This is a genomic window from Spirabiliibacterium falconis, assembly GCF_014885015.1.
Lineage (GTDB): Bacteria > Pseudomonadota > Gammaproteobacteria > Enterobacterales > Pasteurellaceae > Spirabiliibacterium > Spirabiliibacterium falconis.
In genome coordinates this window covers 253,473-268,858 of sequence record NZ_JABMIJ010000006.1, presented here as the reverse complement: position 1 = coordinate 268,858, position 15,386 = coordinate 253,473, and the positions used below count along the sequence as shown (strand labels likewise).

Sequence of the window (15,386 nt, the reverse complement as noted above, 5' to 3'; positions counted from 1 at the left end):
CGGCAACATTATTATTGCTGTAGGTTTTTTTTGTCTTAACGCAAGGAAGTTATTATGCAGCAAATTCCAATGACAGCCCGTGGTGCAGAACAACTAAAACAAGAATTGGAGCAATTAAAAACCGTTCGTCGCCCTGAAATTATCAAAGCAATTGCAGAAGCGCGTGAGCACGGGGATTTAAAGGAAAATGCCGAATATCATGCTGCTCGTGAGCAGCAGGCATTTTGTGAAGGACGCATTCAAGATATTGAAAGTAAACTGGCAAATTGTCAAATCATTGATGTGAGCAAAATTAAGAATAATGGAAAAGTGATTTTTGGTGCAACGGTGGTACTGGTCAATGTTGATAATGATGAAGAAGTCACGTATAAAATTGTTGGTGATGACGAAGCTGACATCAAACAAGGGTTAATTTCTGTGAATTCGCCGATTGCACGTGGGCTTATCGGCAAGGAAGTTGACGATAATGTTGTTATTACCACGCCAGGTGGGCAAGTTGAGTTTGATATTATTGAGGTCATTTACAAAACCTAAAGTGCGGTTAAAAATGCCTTTCTAATGAAAGGCATTTTCTTTATTTTGGTAAGCGAATTAACTGTGCTTCACTTGGGCGATAGAGTACCAAAACATGACCAATTAATTGCACGGGCTCAGCACGGGTTTCACGAACAATGGCATCAATGATTAATTGTTTGGTTTCACGTTCTGCACCTGCAATTTTCACTTTAATCAGTTCGTGGTGGTCAAGCGCGTTATCAATCTCAGCAACAACGCCTTCAGTTAGGCCATTTGCACCGAGCATAACCACCGGTTTGAGATTATGTGCAAGTCCTTTTAAGAATTGTTTTTGTTTTGTAGAAAGTGTCATAGTTATCCTTAGGTTTCCAGTTAAACGGAAAATTATAAAAATCTGCTTGAATATAAAAATTTTAGCACCATATTAACATTTAAACCATCATTTGATGTTCAGAGAGAAAAAATGGGAAAGAAAAAACGCTCAGCAAGTTCTAATCGCTGGCTAAATGAACATTTTAAAGATCAGTTTGTGCAAAAAGCACACAAACAAAAATTGCGTTCACGAGCTTATTTTAAACTCGATGAGCTGCAAAGTAAGGATAAATTATTTAAACAAGGGATGACAGTAGTCGATCTTGGTGCGGCTCCAGGGGGATGGTCACAATTTGTGGTACAGCAAATTGGCGGGCGCGGGCGAGTGATTGCGTGTGATATTTTGGATATGGACCCGATCGCAGGTGTTGATTTTTTGCAAGGTGATTTTCGTGAAGAGAGTGTGCTGACCGCACTTTTAGATCGCGTTGGCGAACAAAAAGTGGATGTGGTAATGTCGGATATGGCCCCGAATTTTTCTGGCATGCCATCGGTCGATATTCCACGTGCGATGTATTTGGTTGAACTGGCATTGGATATGTGTCGTCAAGTCTTGGCGAAAAATGGTAGTTTTGTGGTTAAAGTGTTTCAAGGTGAAGGGTTTGATGAGTATTTACGCGAAATTCGTCGCCTTTTTACAACAGTCAAAGTTCGAAAACCTGAAGCATCGCGAGATCGCTCAAGGGAAGTTTATATTGTGGCAACAGGTTATAAATTGTAGTAATCTATTGCCTTATTTTATCACTATGGGAAATCAGAAGAGGTCGTAATTTGAAGAACGATATGATAAAAAATTTAATTTTGTGGACAGTTATCGGTGTTATTTTGATGTCTGTTTTTCAAAGTTTTAATTCCGATTCAGACGCAAAAAGTGGTGTAGATTATACGACTTTTATTTCTGATGTGGGTAAAAATCAAGTGCGTGAGACACGCTTTGATCAAAACGAAATTACGGTAACCAAAACCAATGGTGATAAATATCAAACCGTTATGCCGTTATATGATGATAAATTGCTTGATGATTTGATCAAAAAAGACATCAAAGTGCTTGGCACACCGCCTGAAAAACGAGGACTATTATCCCAAATTTTGATTTCATGGTTCCCAATGTTACTTCTTATTGGAGTATGGGTCTTCTTTATGCGTCAGATGCAAGGCGGTGGCGGTAAAGCGATGAGCTTTGGAAAAAGCCGTGCCAAGATGATGAGTGAAGATCAAAACAAAGTGCGGTTTACCGATGTGGCAGGCTGTGAAGAAGCCAAAGAAGAAGTGGCTGAAGTTGTTGATTTCTTGCGTGATCCAAGTAAGTTTCAAAAACTTGGCGGTAAAATTCCTAAAGGCATTTTAATGGTTGGACCACCAGGAACGGGTAAAACATTATTAGCAAAAGCCATTGCAGGTGAAGCAAAAGTACCATTTTTCACTATTTCGGGTTCTGACTTTGTCGAAATGTTTGTGGGGGTTGGAGCATCACGTGTGCGTGACATGTTTGAACAAGCAAAGAAAAATGCACCGTGTTTGATTTTTATTGACGAAATTGATGCAGTGGGCCGTCAACGTGGTGCAGGATTAGGGGGCGGACACGATGAACGTGAACAAACGCTAAATCAAATGCTAGTTGAAATGGATGGTTTCGAAGGCAATTCAGGCGTGATTGTGATTGCAGCGACTAACCGCCCAGATGTGCTCGATCCTGCACTGACTCGACCAGGGCGTTTCGATCGCCAAGTAACTGTTGGATTGCCTGATGTGCGTGGACGTGAGCAAATTTTAAAAGTGCATATGCGTAAAGTGCCTGTTGCAGAGGATGTCAATCCAATGGTGATTGCTCGTGGTACACCGGGCTATTCAGGGGCGGACTTGGCAAATTTAGTGAATGAAGCTGCGCTTTTTGCTGCTCGTACAAACAAACGCATCGTGACGATGTTAGAGTTTGAAAAGGCGAAAGATAAAATTAATATGGGACCTGAGCGTCGCACCATGATGATGACCGATAAGCAAAAAGAATCGACAGCGTATCATGAAGCAGGACATGCAATTGTAGGTTACCTTGTGCCTGAGCACGATCCCGTACATAAAGTGACTATTATTCCACGCGGGCGAGCACTGGGGGTAACGTTCTTCTTACCAGAAGGCGATCAAATCAGCATTAGTCAGAAACAATTAGAGAGTAAACTTTCTACGCTTTATGCTGGACGTATTGCTGAAGAACTGATTTATGGTGAAGAAAATATCTCAACAGGGGCTTCAAATGACATTCAAGTTGCGACTAATATTGCACGCAAAATGGTGACAGAGTGGGGCTTTTCTGACAAACTCGGTCCTGTGCTTTATGCTGAGGACGAAGGTGAGGTATTCCTTGGTCGTTCAATGGCAAAAGCGAAACATATGTCTGATGAAACCGCACACCTTATTGATGAAGAAGTGCGTGCGATTGTGAGTCGAAACTACCAGCGTTCTCGTCAATTGTTGCAAGATAATATGGATATATTACATGCAATGAAAGATGCGTTGATCAAATATGAGACTATTGAGCTTGAGCAAATCAAACAGTTAATGGCACGAGAAGAGGTCAGCCCGCCAATAGGGTGGGAAGAGGTAAAAGGCAATGCGCCTGAACCATCGGATGACGAGCCGAAATCGTTTGACGAAGTGAAGGAAGAAGAGCGACAAAAAGCTGATGATGATCAGCCAAAAGCATAGTTGACCGCACTTTGATAAAAGCACCGTTAAGGTGCTTTTTTTATACGTGAAAATAAAAAGGATAAAGTGCGGTTTTTTTGCTAGCGTGATCACAAAAATCGCGTTAAAATACGCCAATTTTGTGTAAAACACATTAAAACACTTTCATAAAAGGCTAGTTTATGATCGATCCAAATTTACTGAGAAGCAATTTAGCAGAGATTGCTGAAAAACTAAAAATTCGTCGTAACTATAATTTAGACGTAAATCATTTCGCTCAACTTGAAGAACAACGCAAAGCATTACAAGTTAAAACAGAAACGTTACAGGCAGAGCGCAATGCGCGATCAAAATCTATCGGGGCTGCGAAGGCGCGCGGTGAGGACATTGCACCACTTCTGGCTGAGGTGGATAAAATGGGTAGTGAACTCAATGAGGCTAAGCAAGCACTTGAACATGTTCAAACCGAGCTACAAGATATTGCCTTAAGTATCCCGAATATTCCAGATGATGATGTGCCGCTTGGTGCAGACGAAAATGATAATAAAGAAGTGTTACGCTGGGGCGAGCCAAAACAATTTGATTTTGAAGTACGTGATCACGTTACATTGGGCGAAATGGCACAAGGATTAGATTTTGCAACAGGCGCGAAATTAGCAGGTGCCCGTTTTGTGGTGATGCAAGGACACATTGCGAGACTTCATCGAGCATTAACACAGTTTATGCTGGATTTGCATACAGAACAGCACGGCTATCAAGAAACGTATGTGCCTTATTTGGTCAATCATGAAACCCTTTATGGTACGGGACAGTTGCCAAAATTTGGTGAAGATCTCTTTCATACCAAACCGTTAGAAGGTGAGCAACCTTATGCTTTGATTCCTACCGCAGAGGTGCCCGTAACCAATATTGTGCGCGGAACTATTTTAGAAGAAGAAAATTTGCCTATTAAAATGACAGCGCATACGCCGTGTTTCCGCTCTGAAGCAGGTTCTTATGGTAGAGATACGCGTGGACTTATTCGTATGCACCAATTTGATAAAGTGGAAATGGTACAAATTGTAGCACCAGAGCAATCAATGCAAGCGTTGGAAGAATTGACAGGGCATGCAGAAAAAATCTTACAACTATTAGAATTGCCATACCGTAAGGTATTACTTTGCACAGGCGATATGGGCTTTGGATCATGCAAAACCTATGATCTAGAGGTTTGGTTACCAGCACAAAATACTTATCGTGAAATCTCATCTTGTTCTAATATGTGGGATTTTCAAGCTCGTCGTATGCAAGCACGTTGCCGTGCTAAGGGTGAGAAGAAACCACGGCTAGTGCATACGTTAAATGGCTCAGGATTAGCGGTTGGACGCACATTAGTTGCAGTCATAGAGAATTATCAGCAAGCTGATGGTTCTATTGTTATTCCAAAGGTGTTACGACCTTATATGAATGGCATTGATGTTATTGGTGGTCATTAATTTTTTAAATCCCTTTTATTTTTAAAAGGGATTTTTTTTGATTGAGAGAAAGTGAAATACAACAGGAGAAAACAGCAAATGCAAAAAATAGATCGTTATGGTATCAAAGCGGTCGTGGGATCTGCCGTAGGCTATGCAATGGACGGCTTTGATTTATTAATTTTAGGCTTTATGCTCTCAGCTATTGGTGCTGACTTAGCTTTAACAAAAGCACAACTGGGTTCACTTGTAACGTGGACATTAGTCGGTGCGGTCGCGGGCGGCATTATTTTTGGTGCATTAAGTGATCGGTTTGGACGAGTGAGGGTTTTAACGTGGACGATCATTTTATTTGCTGTCTTTACTGGATTGTGTGCGTTTGCACAAGGTTACTGGGATTTACTGATCTACCGAACTATCGCAGGAATTGGTCTTGGTGGTGAATTCGGCATTGGTATGGCTTTAGCGGCAGAAGCATGGCCTGCTCGTCACCGTGCAAGGGCATCAAGTTATGTTGCCCTAGGGTGGCAACTTGGTGTATTGGGTGCGGCATTACTCACACCATTATTATTACCTATCATTGGCTGGCGAGGAATGTTTTTAGTTGGCATTATTCCTGCGTTTGTGGCGTGGTATTTACGAGCGAAATTGCATGAGCCTGAGGTATTTAAAGAAAACCAAAAACAGCCTCGTCAATCAAAATGGGAATCTTTCCGCCTATTAGTGAAAGACCGTGAAACCACCAAAGTGAGTATCGGCATTTGGATTTTATGTTCGGTGCAAAATTTTGGTTATTATGGCATTATGATTTGGATGCCAAGTTTCTTATCTAAACAACTGGGCTTCACATTGGCAAAATCAGGCGTATGGACTGCAATGAGTGTGCTGGGAATGATGTTAGGCATCTGGGTATTCGGGCAACTTGCAGATCGCATTGGGCGCAAGCCAAGTTTCATTTTATTTCAAATCGGTGCGGCCATCGCCGTAATCGTTTATTCTCAATTAACCACCCCTGAATCAATGCTAATTGCGGGTGTGATTATGGGGATTTTTGTTAATGGTATGCTGGGAGGTTACGGCGCGCTCATGTCAGAAGCCTACCCAACATCAGCACGGGCGACAGCACAAAATGTCTTGTTCAACCTAGGGCGAGCTGTCGGTGGATTTGGACCTATCGTCGTAGGTGCAATTGTATCAGCGTATTCATTCCAAGTGGCCATCGCCCTGCTGGCGGCTATTTATCTTATTGATTTGCTTGCAACCGTATTCTTAATTCCTGAGCTAAAAGGCAAAGCCTTGAATTAACAACCGCACTTTGATGATTAAGCGTAGCCTTTGCTGCGCTTTTTTATTTAGATATGCTTTTTCATACACTGATCTGATATAATTAGCAGACTAGTATTACCTTAAAGGCTGTTATGAATACACTATTTGCCACCACCGCTCGTGGTTTTGAAGAATTGTTAAAAGTTGAACTCACAGAGCTTGGCGCCACAGCATTGCGTATTGTGCAAGGTGGCGTGCAATTTACCGCTGATGAGAGCACATTGTACCGCACTTTGCTTGGTTCACGCCTAAGTTCGCGTATTTTATTACCTCTCATTTCAGGTAATGTATATAGTGATTTGGATTTATATGCGTTAGTGAGCCAGTTTGATTGGGCAAGCCAATTTGATAGTCGTTGTACTTTTTTAGTTGACTTCAACGGCACAAATCATGCGATTCGCCATAGTCAATTTGGTGCGATGCGTGTGAAAGATGGGATTGTTGATTATTTTGAGCGTCAAGGGCAGGCACGTCCGAATGTTGATAAAGATTACCCTGACATTCGCTTACATGCCTACCTTAATCGTGATAAGGTGATTATCTCACTGGATCTCAGCGGAGAAGCCCTACATTTGCGAGGCTATCGGCAAGAAAGCGGTAAAGCCCCGTTACGGGAAACGCTTGCCGCTGCAATTATCATACGTTCGGGGTGGGTGAGCGGCACGCCTTTAGTCGATCCTATGTGTGGTTCGGGCACATTATTAATTGAAGCAGCGATGATGGAAGCAAACATTGCACCTAATCTCAGCCGTTTGCATTGGGGATTTGACCATTGGAAAGGGCATAATCCTACCCTATTCCAAACTGTGCGAGAACAACTGCAAAGTGCGGTTAAGCATGATATTGAACCGCACTTTTACGGCGTTGACATTGATCGCCGCGTATTAAACAAAGCACAGAATAACGCCATTGCGGCAGGTGTAGGCAATTTAATTCATTTTCAATTTGGTGACGTGGCAGCATTGCACAATCCAAGCCCACAAAAGTGCGGTACGGTGGTGTGTAACCCACCTTATGGAGAGCGATTGGGGGCAACCCCCGCCCTTATTGCACTGTATTCCGTATTAGGGCAACGGTTGAAAGCTGAATTCGCAGGTTGGAATGTATCACTTTTTAGCGGTGAGGCGCAATTATTGGACTGCGTACGCATGCGTGCCTATCGCCAATTTAAGGCAAAAAATGGTCCGTTGGATTGTGTGCAAAAAAATTATCGCATTGCTGAAAAATCAGGCATAACACTAGCCGATGAAAAAACACAAAGTGCGGTTAATGTTGCACCAGATTTTGCCAATCGCTTGCAGAAAAATTGTAAAAAAGTGGAAAAATGGGCGACGCAGCAAGGGCTTGATGCCTATCGCTTATATGATGCGGATTTGCCTGAATATAACCTCGCGGTGGATCGCTATGGCGATCATATCGTGGTGCAAGAATACGCCGCACCGAAAAATATTGACCCAGCCAAAGCACGCCAACGTTTGCTAGATGCAGTCACCGCCACACTGAATGTCACGGGTGTTGACACGAATAAATTGGTGCTTAAAGTCCGCCAAAAGCAAAAGGGCAAAAATCAATACGAAAAAATGGCGGAAAAAGGTGAATATTTTTATGTGCATGAGTATGGCGCAAAATTGTGGGTTAATCTCACCGATTATTTGGATACAGGCTTGTTCTTAGATCACCGACAGACGCGTAAAATGGTCGGCGAGATGGCAAAAGGAAAATCGTTTTTGAATTTGTTTGCCTATACAGGATCGGCGACAGTTCACGCTGCACTTGGCGGCGCAAAAAGTACTACCACGGTGGATATGTCGAACACTTATCTTAATTGGGCAGAGCAGAACTTGAACTTAAACGGTTTTGAAGAAAGCCGTTGCCACCAAATCATCCAAGCTGACTGCCTGCAGTGGCTGGCACAATGCAAAGTGCGGTATGACTTGATTTTTGTTGACCCGCCGACCTTTTCAAACTCCAAGCGCATGCAAGACAGCTGGGATGTGCAGCGGGATCATATTCACTTATTCACAATGTTAAAAAATTGCCTCGAAGAGGGCGGTACGATTATTTTTTCCAACAACAAGCGTGGCTTTAAAATGGATCATGATGGTTTAGCACAGTTGGGACTAAGTGCGGTTGACATCACCGCCAAAACCCTACCACTGGATTTTGAACGCAATAAACAGATTCATAATTGTTGGGTTGTGCGGGGGAAAGTGTGAAGCTCTATATTGTTCATGGCTATACGGCTAATAAAAACGCACATTGGTTTCCATGGCTGGTGTCACAGTGTGAAAAACATAATATTAGAGCGTATTCATTGGAGATGCCTAATAGCCACGCACCGCACTTTGAGCAGTGGCTACGTACGCTTGAGCAGGAAATCATACTTGATCATGACACAATTTTAGTGGGGCACAGTTTGGGATGTATTTCTCTTTTGCAGTATTTACAAGCCAATAAAAATGTCACGTCAGTTGTAGGCGTTGTTTTTGTCTCTGGCTTTTGCCAATCTGTGACAGGGTTAAGTGAATTAGATGAATTTTGTGTTAAAGCCCTTAATTTTGATTTTTTAAAACAGCAAATTTTGTATAAAGCAGTCGTGTCTGCCCGTGATGACACTATTGTTCCATGGCAGTATAGTGAACATTTAGCTGAAAAATTGGGCGCAGATTTTTATCTCTTCAATTCAGGCGGTCATTTCCTTGATCGAGAGGGTTTTACACATTTGCCCGTGGCATTCGAACTGGTTTTAAAAATTCAACGTGCGATATTAGAAAAGGAATAAAAATGGAAAATATAGTCATTGCGATTGACGGTCCAAGTGGAGTGGGCAAGGGGACGTTGTGCCAGCGTTTGGCGCAGCATTTTGATTTTGATTTGCTGGATTCTGGCGCAATTTATCGTGTATTAGGCGTAGCAGCTGTGAAAAAGAGAATTGCACTTGAGGATGAGAATGCGTTAAGTGCGCTTGGTTCGACACTTAATTTACAGTTTATTCCGCATGAAAGTGCGGTTCAGGTTTTGCTCGATGGTGAAGATGTGAGTGTAGCAATTCGTACTGAACAGGCAGGCATTAATGCGTCAAAAGTAGCAGCGTTGCCTAAAGTGCGGTCTGCATTGTTGCAACGCCAACGTGATTTTAGCACGCCACGCGGGTTGATCGCCGATGGGCGTGACATGGGGACGGTGGTTTTCCCAACGGCGCAGATTAAAATTTTCTTAGATGCGAGTAGTGAGGTTCGTGCTCAGCGGCGTTATAATCAGCTGCTGGGAAAGGGGGTGATGGCAGATTTTGACGCGATTTTAGCGGATATTAAGGCGCGTGATGATCGTGATAGAAATCGTGCTGTTGCACCATTAAAACCAGCACAAGATGCCTATTTTTTAGATACAAGTGAATTAAGTGTTGGTCAAGTACTTGAAAAAGCGTTACAATATATTGATCATAACCTAAATTTGAAGGTGTGATGTGACTAGGGTTTAATCATGGATGATTGAACCGATATTTACAGCCCCATTTGAAAGGATTTCAAGTGGACGTTATTAATTTATTTTGAAGATTAAATATGACTGAATCTTTTGCTCAATTATTTGAAGAATCCCTAAAAGAACTTGAAACTCGTCAAGGTTCTATCGTTAACGGTACTGTTGTTGCAATCCAAAAAGGATTTGTATTGGTTGACGCAGGTTTAAAATCTGAATCCGCTATTCCAGTAGAAGAATTTTTAAATGCACAAGGCGAACTTGCAGTCCAAGTGGGCGATGAAGTGAAAGTTGCCCTTGATGCGGTTGAAGATGGCTTCGGTGAAACTAAACTGTCGCGTGAGAAAGCTGTTCGCCACGAGTCTTGGATTGAATTAGAAAAAGCCTATGAAGAACAGGCGACTGTAACTGGTATCATCAATGGTAAAGTTAAAGGTGGCTTCACTGTTGAGCTAAATGGCGTTCGTGCGTTCTTACCGGGTTCTTTAGTAGATACTCGCCCAGTTCGCGATACCTTACATTTAGAAGGCAAAGAATTAGAGTTTAAAGTAATTAAACTTGATCAAAAACGTAACAACGTTGTTGTTTCACGTCGTGCTGTGATTGAAACAGAAAATAGCCAAGAACGTGAACAATTACTTGAAAACCTCGCTGAAGATGCAACCGTTACAGGTGTGGTTAAAAATTTAACTGACTATGGTGCATTCGTTGATCTTGGCGGTGTTGATGGTTTATTACACATCACTGATATGGCGTGGAAACGTGTTAAACATCCAAGTGAAATTGTTAATGTAGGTGATGAAATCACCGTTAAAGTATTAAAATTTGATCGTGATCGTACTCGCGTGTCATTAGGTTTAAAACAATTAGGTCAAGATCCTTGGGTTGCGATTGCTGAAAATCATCCAGTTAATAGCAAATTAACAGGTAAAGTTACTAACTTAACAGATTACGGCTGTTTCGTTGAGATCTTAGATGGTGTTGAAGGTCTAGTTCACGTATCTGAAATGGATTGGACTAATAAAAATATCCACCCATCTAAAGTTGTTAATGTCGGTGATGAAGTTGAAGTTATGGTATTAGAAATCGATGAAGAACGTCGTCGTATTTCTTTAGGTTTAAAACAATGTAAACCAAATCCATGGCAACAATTTGATGAAACGCACAAAAAAGGTGATCGTGTTGAAGGTAAAATTAAATCGATTACTGATTTTGGTATTTTCATTGGATTGGAAGGCGGCATTGATGGTCTTGTTCATCTATCTGATATTTCTTGGAATGTACCAGGCGAAGAAGCTGTTCGTAATTATAAGAAAGGTGATGAAGTTGCAGCTGTCGTATTGCAAGTTGATGCCGTTAAAGAACGCATTTCTTTAGGCATTAAGCAATTAGAAGATGATCCATTTAACAATTTTATCGCAGCTAATAAGAAAGGTGCTATCGTAAAAGGTAAAGCCGTTGAAGTTGATGCGAAAGGTGTTAAAGTTGAATTAGATGGCGGTGCTGAAGGCTACGTTCGTGTAGCAGATCTTTCTCGTGAACGCGTTGAAGATGCAACCAGTATTGTTAATGTTGGTGATGAGATTGAAGCAAAATACACAGGCGTTGATCGTAAAGCACGTTTAGTTCATTTATCTGTTCGTGCAAAAGATGAAGCAGAAGATAGCGCAGCAATTGCAAATGTGAACAAGCAAGAAGAAGCTATTCCAAATGCAATGGCGGAAGCGTTTAAAGCTGCTAAAAGCGAATAATTAAACGTGTATAACACGCAGGTAAATTAAGTTTTACCTGCTTTTAATGAGGACATCGTTATGACAAAATCTGAACTTATAGAATGTTTGATTGAACAAAATCAAACCGTTCCTGTTAAGAGTGTAGAAAATGGTGTGAAAGCAGTTCTTGAATTAATGTCGCAGACATTAGAACAAGGTAATCGCATTGAAATTCGTGGCTTTGGTAGCTTTTCATTGCATTATCGCCAACCACGCCTTGGACGAAACCCTAAGACAGGAGAAAAAGTGGATTTAGATGCGAAATATGTACCACATTTTAAAGCAGGCAAAGAACTTAGAGAGCGTGTAAATCCAACAAAATAAATAAAAAAACGGTGTTAAAGCACCGTTTTTTATTTTTTAGCTACAAGGCATACGGAAATTTTGGCATAATAGAATGTGTGTTTTTATTGTTTGGAGCGTAAAATGATTAAATTTTTCCTTGGATTTGTGATTATTTTAGCCATTGTTATTGTAGCAGTAACTATTGGTGCAGATAATGATCAGATCATCACATTTAATTATATTGTGGCAAAATCAGAGCTACAACTCTCATCTCTTGTGGCCATTTTATTTGGTTTAGGATTACTGCTAGGTTGGTTGATTAGTGCTTATTTTGTATTACGTTTAAAAATGAAAAATATGGGCTTAAATCGTCAGGTAAAACGCCAAGCACAGCAGATCACCGAGTTAAGTATGAATCGTAAACTACAGTAATTAAATGCTGGAATTACTTTTTCTATTATTACCCATAGCCGCACTTTATGGTTGGTATATGGGGTATCGCAGTGCAAGAAAAGGGCAAGATGATGTCCGCAATAAACTGTCGCAGGACTATGTGACGGGGGTCAACTTGCTTTTATCTAATCAGCAAGATAAAGCGGTGGGGCTTTTCTTAGATATGCTACAAAAGCAAGAAGCAGAAAATGAAATTGATAGTGCCTCCCAATTTGAAGCCTCATTAACGCTTGGTAATTTATTTCGCACGCGTGGTGAAGTCGATCGTGCTATTCGTATTCATCAAAATTTATTAGATGATGTCAATTTAATTGATGAGCAAAAATTATTAGTAAAACAGCAGCTTGCTTTCGATTATGTTCGTGTTGGTTTTTTTGATCGTGCTGAGAATTTATATATTAGCTTAATTGATGAGCCAGAATATGCTGAAAATGCGTTAAAAGAATTAGCAAAAATTTATCAAAAAATGAAAGAGTGGAAAAAAGCAATTGACGTAACAGAAAAGCGTCAAAAAGCGTTTCCAAAGCCGAATAATGTTGAGTTAGCACATTATTATTGCGAATATATTGCCGCTCAACAACCAGATGATAAAGAGAAAACCGCACTTTTACAAAAAGCACTTTCTGTTTCTCCAAGCTGTGCGAGAGCGAGTCTTGAACTTGGTTTTATCGCCATGCGGGAACACGATTTCACGCAAGCAATTAGCTATTTCGAGCAAATTTTAGTGCAAAATCCTGTTTTTATTAGTGAAGCGCTGGTTCATTTACATTGGTGTTATAGTCAGTTAAGTCAATTAGATAATTTTGAATTATTTTTAATTAAAGCACGCCAAAGCGTGAAAAGTGGGCAAATTGAGCTTGCATTAGCAGACATTATTGAGAAAAAGAGCGGTGAACATATTGCACAAACCCATCTTTATGAACAGCTTTCACATATTCCAAGTATGGATATTTTTCAACGTTTGTTGCAATATGATTTAAATTCAATGGATAATGATAACGCAAAATCAAGCCTTTCGCGTTTGCAGCAAATTGTGAGTGATAAAATAGAAAAAAATTATCAATATCACTGTACGAATTGTGGCTATCATAGTCATCGTTTATTATGGAATTGCCCGTCATGTAATCAATGGGAAAGTATTAAACCAACAGATGGAATTTATCAAAAAAACATTCAATAAGGGGATCGGAATGGAAAGCAAAGTGATTGTTGCACTTGATTATGAAACAGAAAAAGAGGCTTTGGCATTGGTTGACCAAATCAACCCAGAACTTTGTCGTTTAAAGGTTGGCAAAGAAATGTTTACCACATTGGGAACTCAATTTGTCAAACAGCTCCATTCGCGTGGTTTTGATGTGTTTTTAGATTTAAAATTTCATGATATTCCGAATACTGTTGCACGAGCAGTACGTTCTGCTGCTGATCTGGGGGTATGGATGGTGGATTTGCATGCCAGTGGTGGCCTAAGAATGATGGAAACAGCAAAGAAAATTCTTGAGCCTTATGGCAAAGATGCACCAAAGCTGATTGCAGTTACCGTATTAACAAGTATGGAAGATGTAGATTTATTACAAATCGGCTTAAATGCCTCGCCAATGGAGCAAGTTATTCGTCTTGCTCGACTAACACAGCGTGCAGGGCTCGATGGTGTGGTTTGTTCGCCACAAGAAGTTGAAATTTTGCGAGCCAATTGCGGCCAGGATTTTACATTGGTGACACCAGGAATTCGTCCCGCAGGTGCAGATTTTGGTGATCAGCGTCGTGTCATGACGCCATCAGAGGCAATCCGTGAAGGTTCAGATTATTTGGTTGTTGGGCGACCAATTACACAGTCATCCGATCCTGTGGCGGTCTTATCGCAAATTAATGCAGAGGTTAATCAAGTACGCAATGGCTAACTCATTAGTTTATTCCACTGAACTTGGACGAATTAAAGCACCTGTCGAAGAATGTATACCAAAAGGCGATGGCATAGTTCGGATTCAACGCCAAGTCAGCGGTCGAAAAGGTAAGGGCGTTAGTATCATCACAGGTTTAGCGTTAGATAAAAAAGCACTTAGTATATTAGCAACTGAATTAAAGAAAAAGTGCGGTTGTGGTGGTGCGGTGAAAGACTATACCATTGAAATCCAAGGCGATAACAGAGAATTACTCAAACAGCTATTGGAACAAAAAGGCTATAAAGTAAAACTTGCAGGTGGTTAAGTGAGAAAAAGGAAGCGAAATGCTTCCTTTTTTATATCAATGAAAATAGGCAATCCCCATCACAGCAAGTAAACAGAATAAAGCGGGCAAGAAGCAAGAATTTTTAGGCATATTACGTTTAAATGTTTGAATACTAAACATAATATAGCCAAGAAGTAGTGCTATTTTACACCATAGCCAAGGCATCATTGGATAACCTAAAACGATCATCATAATCCCAGAAAGGAGCAAAAGTGTATCAATAATATGTGGCATAATGCGTAGCACGATTATACTACGCCAATTTAATCCTCTTAACTGCATTATTCCTCGAATGAGCAGTAAAGCAAGAGCGAAAAATGCAAACGTAATATGTCCCAAAAGTAATGTACTAAATGACATAAAAATCCTAATAACTGATTAAAGTAGAAGATTATACACGAGTTTTATTACTTCAAAAATGCTGATTGCTGACAAAAAAAGCAGTTTTATCTTTATTCAATAAAAAGTTTTTGTTAACCTAACTCTTTATTTTTATAGGGATAATAATAACAATGGATATTAATTTAATTGAAATTTTAGGTTATATTGCTACTGCCTTTGTAGCAGGTTCGTTTTTATTAAGCAAAATGATGGCATTGCGAGTGGTCAACTCAATTGGCGCAGTGCTGTACATTATCTATGGCGCACTCATTGGATCTGTTCCAGTAATGCTACTCAATCTTTTTGTTACCGCCGTGAATTTTTATCAAATTTATAAATTAGCGAAAACACCAGCTTAATTAAATATTTTAAGAGCTTAAAACCGCACTTTTTATTTTAAAGTGCGGTTCTTTTATGTAAGCATCAAAAAATTCAATTG

17 protein-coding genes are annotated in these 15,386 nt (G+C 40.5%); 15 read left to right on the top strand and 2 right to left on the bottom strand.

The features are described 5' to 3' along the window. Positions 1-54: 54 nt before the first annotated feature. On the top strand, positions 55-534 hold the full coding sequence (gene greA, locus HPC40_RS03925; protein ID WP_208118177.1) for a transcription elongation factor GreA: 480 nt from the start codon (positions 55-57) through the stop codon (positions 532-534). A gap of 40 nt (positions 535-574) precedes the next feature. On the opposite strand, the gene yhbY is transcribed toward greA, so the two are convergent. After that, complete coding sequence (gene yhbY / locus HPC40_RS03920) at positions 575-868, bottom strand: ribosome assembly RNA-binding protein YhbY (protein ID WP_208118176.1); 294 nt, start codon at positions 866-868, stop codon at positions 575-577. A gap of 111 nt (positions 869-979) precedes the next feature. Between yhbY and rlmE the strand changes: the two genes are divergently transcribed. The 13 genes from rlmE (at position 980) to yciH (ending at position 14,545) form a co-directional block, all read left to right on the top strand. Beyond that, positions 980-1,609: a 23S rRNA (uridine(2552)-2'-O)-methyltransferase RlmE gene (rlmE, locus tag HPC40_RS03915; RefSeq protein ID WP_208118175.1), complete on the top strand. Its 630-nt coding sequence runs from the start codon at positions 980-982 to the stop codon at positions 1,607-1,609. Between the two features lie 62 nt (positions 1,610-1,671). After that, positions 1,672-3,591 (top strand): ATP-dependent zinc metalloprotease FtsH, encoded by a 1,920-nt coding sequence (gene ftsH / locus HPC40_RS03910; protein WP_208118174.1) that lies wholly within the window; start codon positions 1,672-1,674, stop codon positions 3,589-3,591. Positions 3,592-3,752: 161 nt separating this feature from the next. Beyond that, complete coding sequence (gene serS, locus HPC40_RS03905; protein WP_208118173.1) at positions 3,753-5,045, top strand: serine--tRNA ligase; 1,293 nt, start codon at positions 3,753-3,755, stop codon at positions 5,043-5,045. Positions 5,046-5,123: 78 nt separating this feature from the next. Next, a complete protein-coding gene (locus HPC40_RS03900; RefSeq protein WP_208118172.1) occupies positions 5,124-6,329 on the top strand; it encodes an MFS transporter in 1,206 nt (401 codons plus the stop codon). 113 nt (positions 6,330-6,442) lie between these two features. Then, positions 6,443-8,566 carry a bifunctional 23S rRNA (guanine(2069)-N(7))-methyltransferase RlmK/23S rRNA (guanine(2445)-N(2))-methyltransferase RlmL gene (gene rlmKL / locus HPC40_RS03895; RefSeq protein ID WP_208118171.1) on the top strand — a complete coding sequence of 708 codons (2,124 nt, stop codon included), beginning with the start codon at positions 6,443-6,445 and terminating at the stop codon, positions 8,564-8,566. Beyond that, positions 8,563-9,132, top strand: a complete 570-nt coding sequence (locus tag HPC40_RS03890; RefSeq protein WP_208118170.1) for an RBBP9/YdeN family alpha/beta hydrolase — start codon at positions 8,563-8,565, stop codon at positions 9,130-9,132. The genes rlmKL and HPC40_RS03890 overlap by 4 nt, the downstream gene beginning before the upstream one ends. 2 nt (positions 9,133-9,134) lie before the next feature. Then, positions 9,135-9,815 carry a (d)CMP kinase gene (gene cmk / locus HPC40_RS03885; protein WP_208118169.1) on the top strand — a complete coding sequence of 227 codons (681 nt, stop codon included), beginning with the start codon at positions 9,135-9,137 and terminating at the stop codon, positions 9,813-9,815. A 98-nt stretch (positions 9,816-9,913) separates the two neighbouring features. After that, positions 9,914-11,581 (top strand): 30S ribosomal protein S1, encoded by a 1,668-nt coding sequence (gene rpsA, locus HPC40_RS03880; protein ID WP_208118168.1) that lies wholly within the window; start codon positions 9,914-9,916, stop codon positions 11,579-11,581. Positions 11,582-11,641: 60 nt separating this feature from the next. After that, positions 11,642-11,926: an integration host factor subunit beta gene (locus HPC40_RS03875; RefSeq protein WP_208118167.1), complete on the top strand. Its 285-nt coding sequence runs from the start codon at positions 11,642-11,644 to the stop codon at positions 11,924-11,926. Between the two features lie 102 nt (positions 11,927-12,028). Next, entirely contained in the window at positions 12,029-12,319 is a 291-nt protein-coding gene (locus tag HPC40_RS03870) for a LapA family protein (protein ID WP_208118166.1), read from the top strand. A 4-nt stretch (positions 12,320-12,323) separates the two neighbouring features. Continuing rightward, the gene (gene lapB, locus HPC40_RS03865; RefSeq protein ID WP_208118165.1) at positions 12,324-13,520 is read left to right on the top strand and encodes a lipopolysaccharide assembly protein LapB; all 1,197 of its coding nucleotides are present in this window, start codon (positions 12,324-12,326) and stop codon (positions 13,518-13,520) included. Between the two features lie 10 nt (positions 13,521-13,530). Beyond that, the gene (gene pyrF / locus HPC40_RS03860; protein ID WP_208118164.1) at positions 13,531-14,238 is read left to right on the top strand and encodes an orotidine-5'-phosphate decarboxylase; all 708 of its coding nucleotides are present in this window, start codon (positions 13,531-13,533) and stop codon (positions 14,236-14,238) included. Continuing rightward, a complete protein-coding gene (yciH, locus tag HPC40_RS03855) occupies positions 14,231-14,545 on the top strand; it encodes a stress response translation initiation inhibitor YciH (protein ID WP_208118163.1) in 315 nt (104 codons plus the stop codon). Before pyrF ends, yciH begins: the two co-directional genes overlap by 8 nt. Before the next feature lie 36 nt (positions 14,546-14,581). Here yciH and HPC40_RS03850 read toward each other — a convergent pair whose 3' ends face one another. Beyond that, positions 14,582-14,926, bottom strand: coding sequence for a SirB2 family protein (locus HPC40_RS03850; protein ID WP_208118162.1), 345 nt, complete (start codon positions 14,924-14,926; stop codon positions 14,582-14,584). A gap of 152 nt (positions 14,927-15,078) precedes the next feature. On the opposite strand from HPC40_RS03850, the gene HPC40_RS03845 reads away from it, so the two are divergent. Beyond that, the gene (locus HPC40_RS03845) at positions 15,079-15,306 is read left to right on the top strand and encodes a YgjV family protein (RefSeq protein ID WP_208118161.1); all 228 of its coding nucleotides are present in this window, start codon (positions 15,079-15,081) and stop codon (positions 15,304-15,306) included. Positions 15,307-15,386 lie beyond the last annotated feature (80 nt).

What these genes read in the sequence shown, in the direction of transcription:
- HPC40_RS03850 (WP_208118162.1), bottom strand. Translation starts at nt 14,926, where the DNA reads ATGTCATTTAGTACATTACTTTTGGGACATATTACGTTTGCATTTTTC.
- rlmE (WP_208118175.1), top strand. Translation starts at nt 980, where the DNA reads ATGGGAAAGAAAAAACGCTCAGCAAGTTCTAATCGCTGGCTAAATGAA.
- serS (WP_208118173.1), top strand. Translation starts at nt 3,753, where the DNA reads ATGATCGATCCAAATTTACTGAGAAGCAATTTAGCAGAGATTGCTGAA.
- ftsH (WP_208118174.1), top strand. Translation starts at nt 1,672, where the DNA reads ATGATAAAAAATTTAATTTTGTGGACAGTTATCGGTGTTATTTTGATG.
- yhbY (WP_208118176.1), bottom strand. Translation starts at nt 868, where the DNA reads ATGACACTTTCTACAAAACAAAAACAATTCTTAAAAGGACTTGCACAT.
- HPC40_RS03875 (WP_208118167.1), top strand. Translation starts at nt 11,642, where the DNA reads ATGACAAAATCTGAACTTATAGAATGTTTGATTGAACAAAATCAAACC.
- rpsA (WP_208118168.1), top strand. Translation starts at nt 9,914, where the DNA reads ATGACTGAATCTTTTGCTCAATTATTTGAAGAATCCCTAAAAGAACTT.
- cmk (WP_208118169.1), top strand. Translation starts at nt 9,135, where the DNA reads ATGGAAAATATAGTCATTGCGATTGACGGTCCAAGTGGAGTGGGCAAG.
- pyrF (WP_208118164.1), top strand. Translation starts at nt 13,531, where the DNA reads ATGGAAAGCAAAGTGATTGTTGCACTTGATTATGAAACAGAAAAAGAG.
- HPC40_RS03900 (WP_208118172.1), top strand. Translation starts at nt 5,124, where the DNA reads ATGCAAAAAATAGATCGTTATGGTATCAAAGCGGTCGTGGGATCTGCC.
- HPC40_RS03845 (WP_208118161.1), top strand. Translation starts at nt 15,079, where the DNA reads ATGGATATTAATTTAATTGAAATTTTAGGTTATATTGCTACTGCCTTT.
- HPC40_RS03870 (WP_208118166.1), top strand. Translation starts at nt 12,029, where the DNA reads ATGATTAAATTTTTCCTTGGATTTGTGATTATTTTAGCCATTGTTATT.
- yciH (WP_208118163.1), top strand. Translation starts at nt 14,231, where the DNA reads ATGGCTAACTCATTAGTTTATTCCACTGAACTTGGACGAATTAAAGCA.
- greA (WP_208118177.1), top strand. Translation starts at nt 55, where the DNA reads ATGCAGCAAATTCCAATGACAGCCCGTGGTGCAGAACAACTAAAACAA.
- rlmKL (WP_208118171.1), top strand. Translation starts at nt 6,443, where the DNA reads ATGAATACACTATTTGCCACCACCGCTCGTGGTTTTGAAGAATTGTTA.
- lapB (WP_208118165.1), top strand. Translation starts at nt 12,324, where the DNA reads ATGCTGGAATTACTTTTTCTATTATTACCCATAGCCGCACTTTATGGT.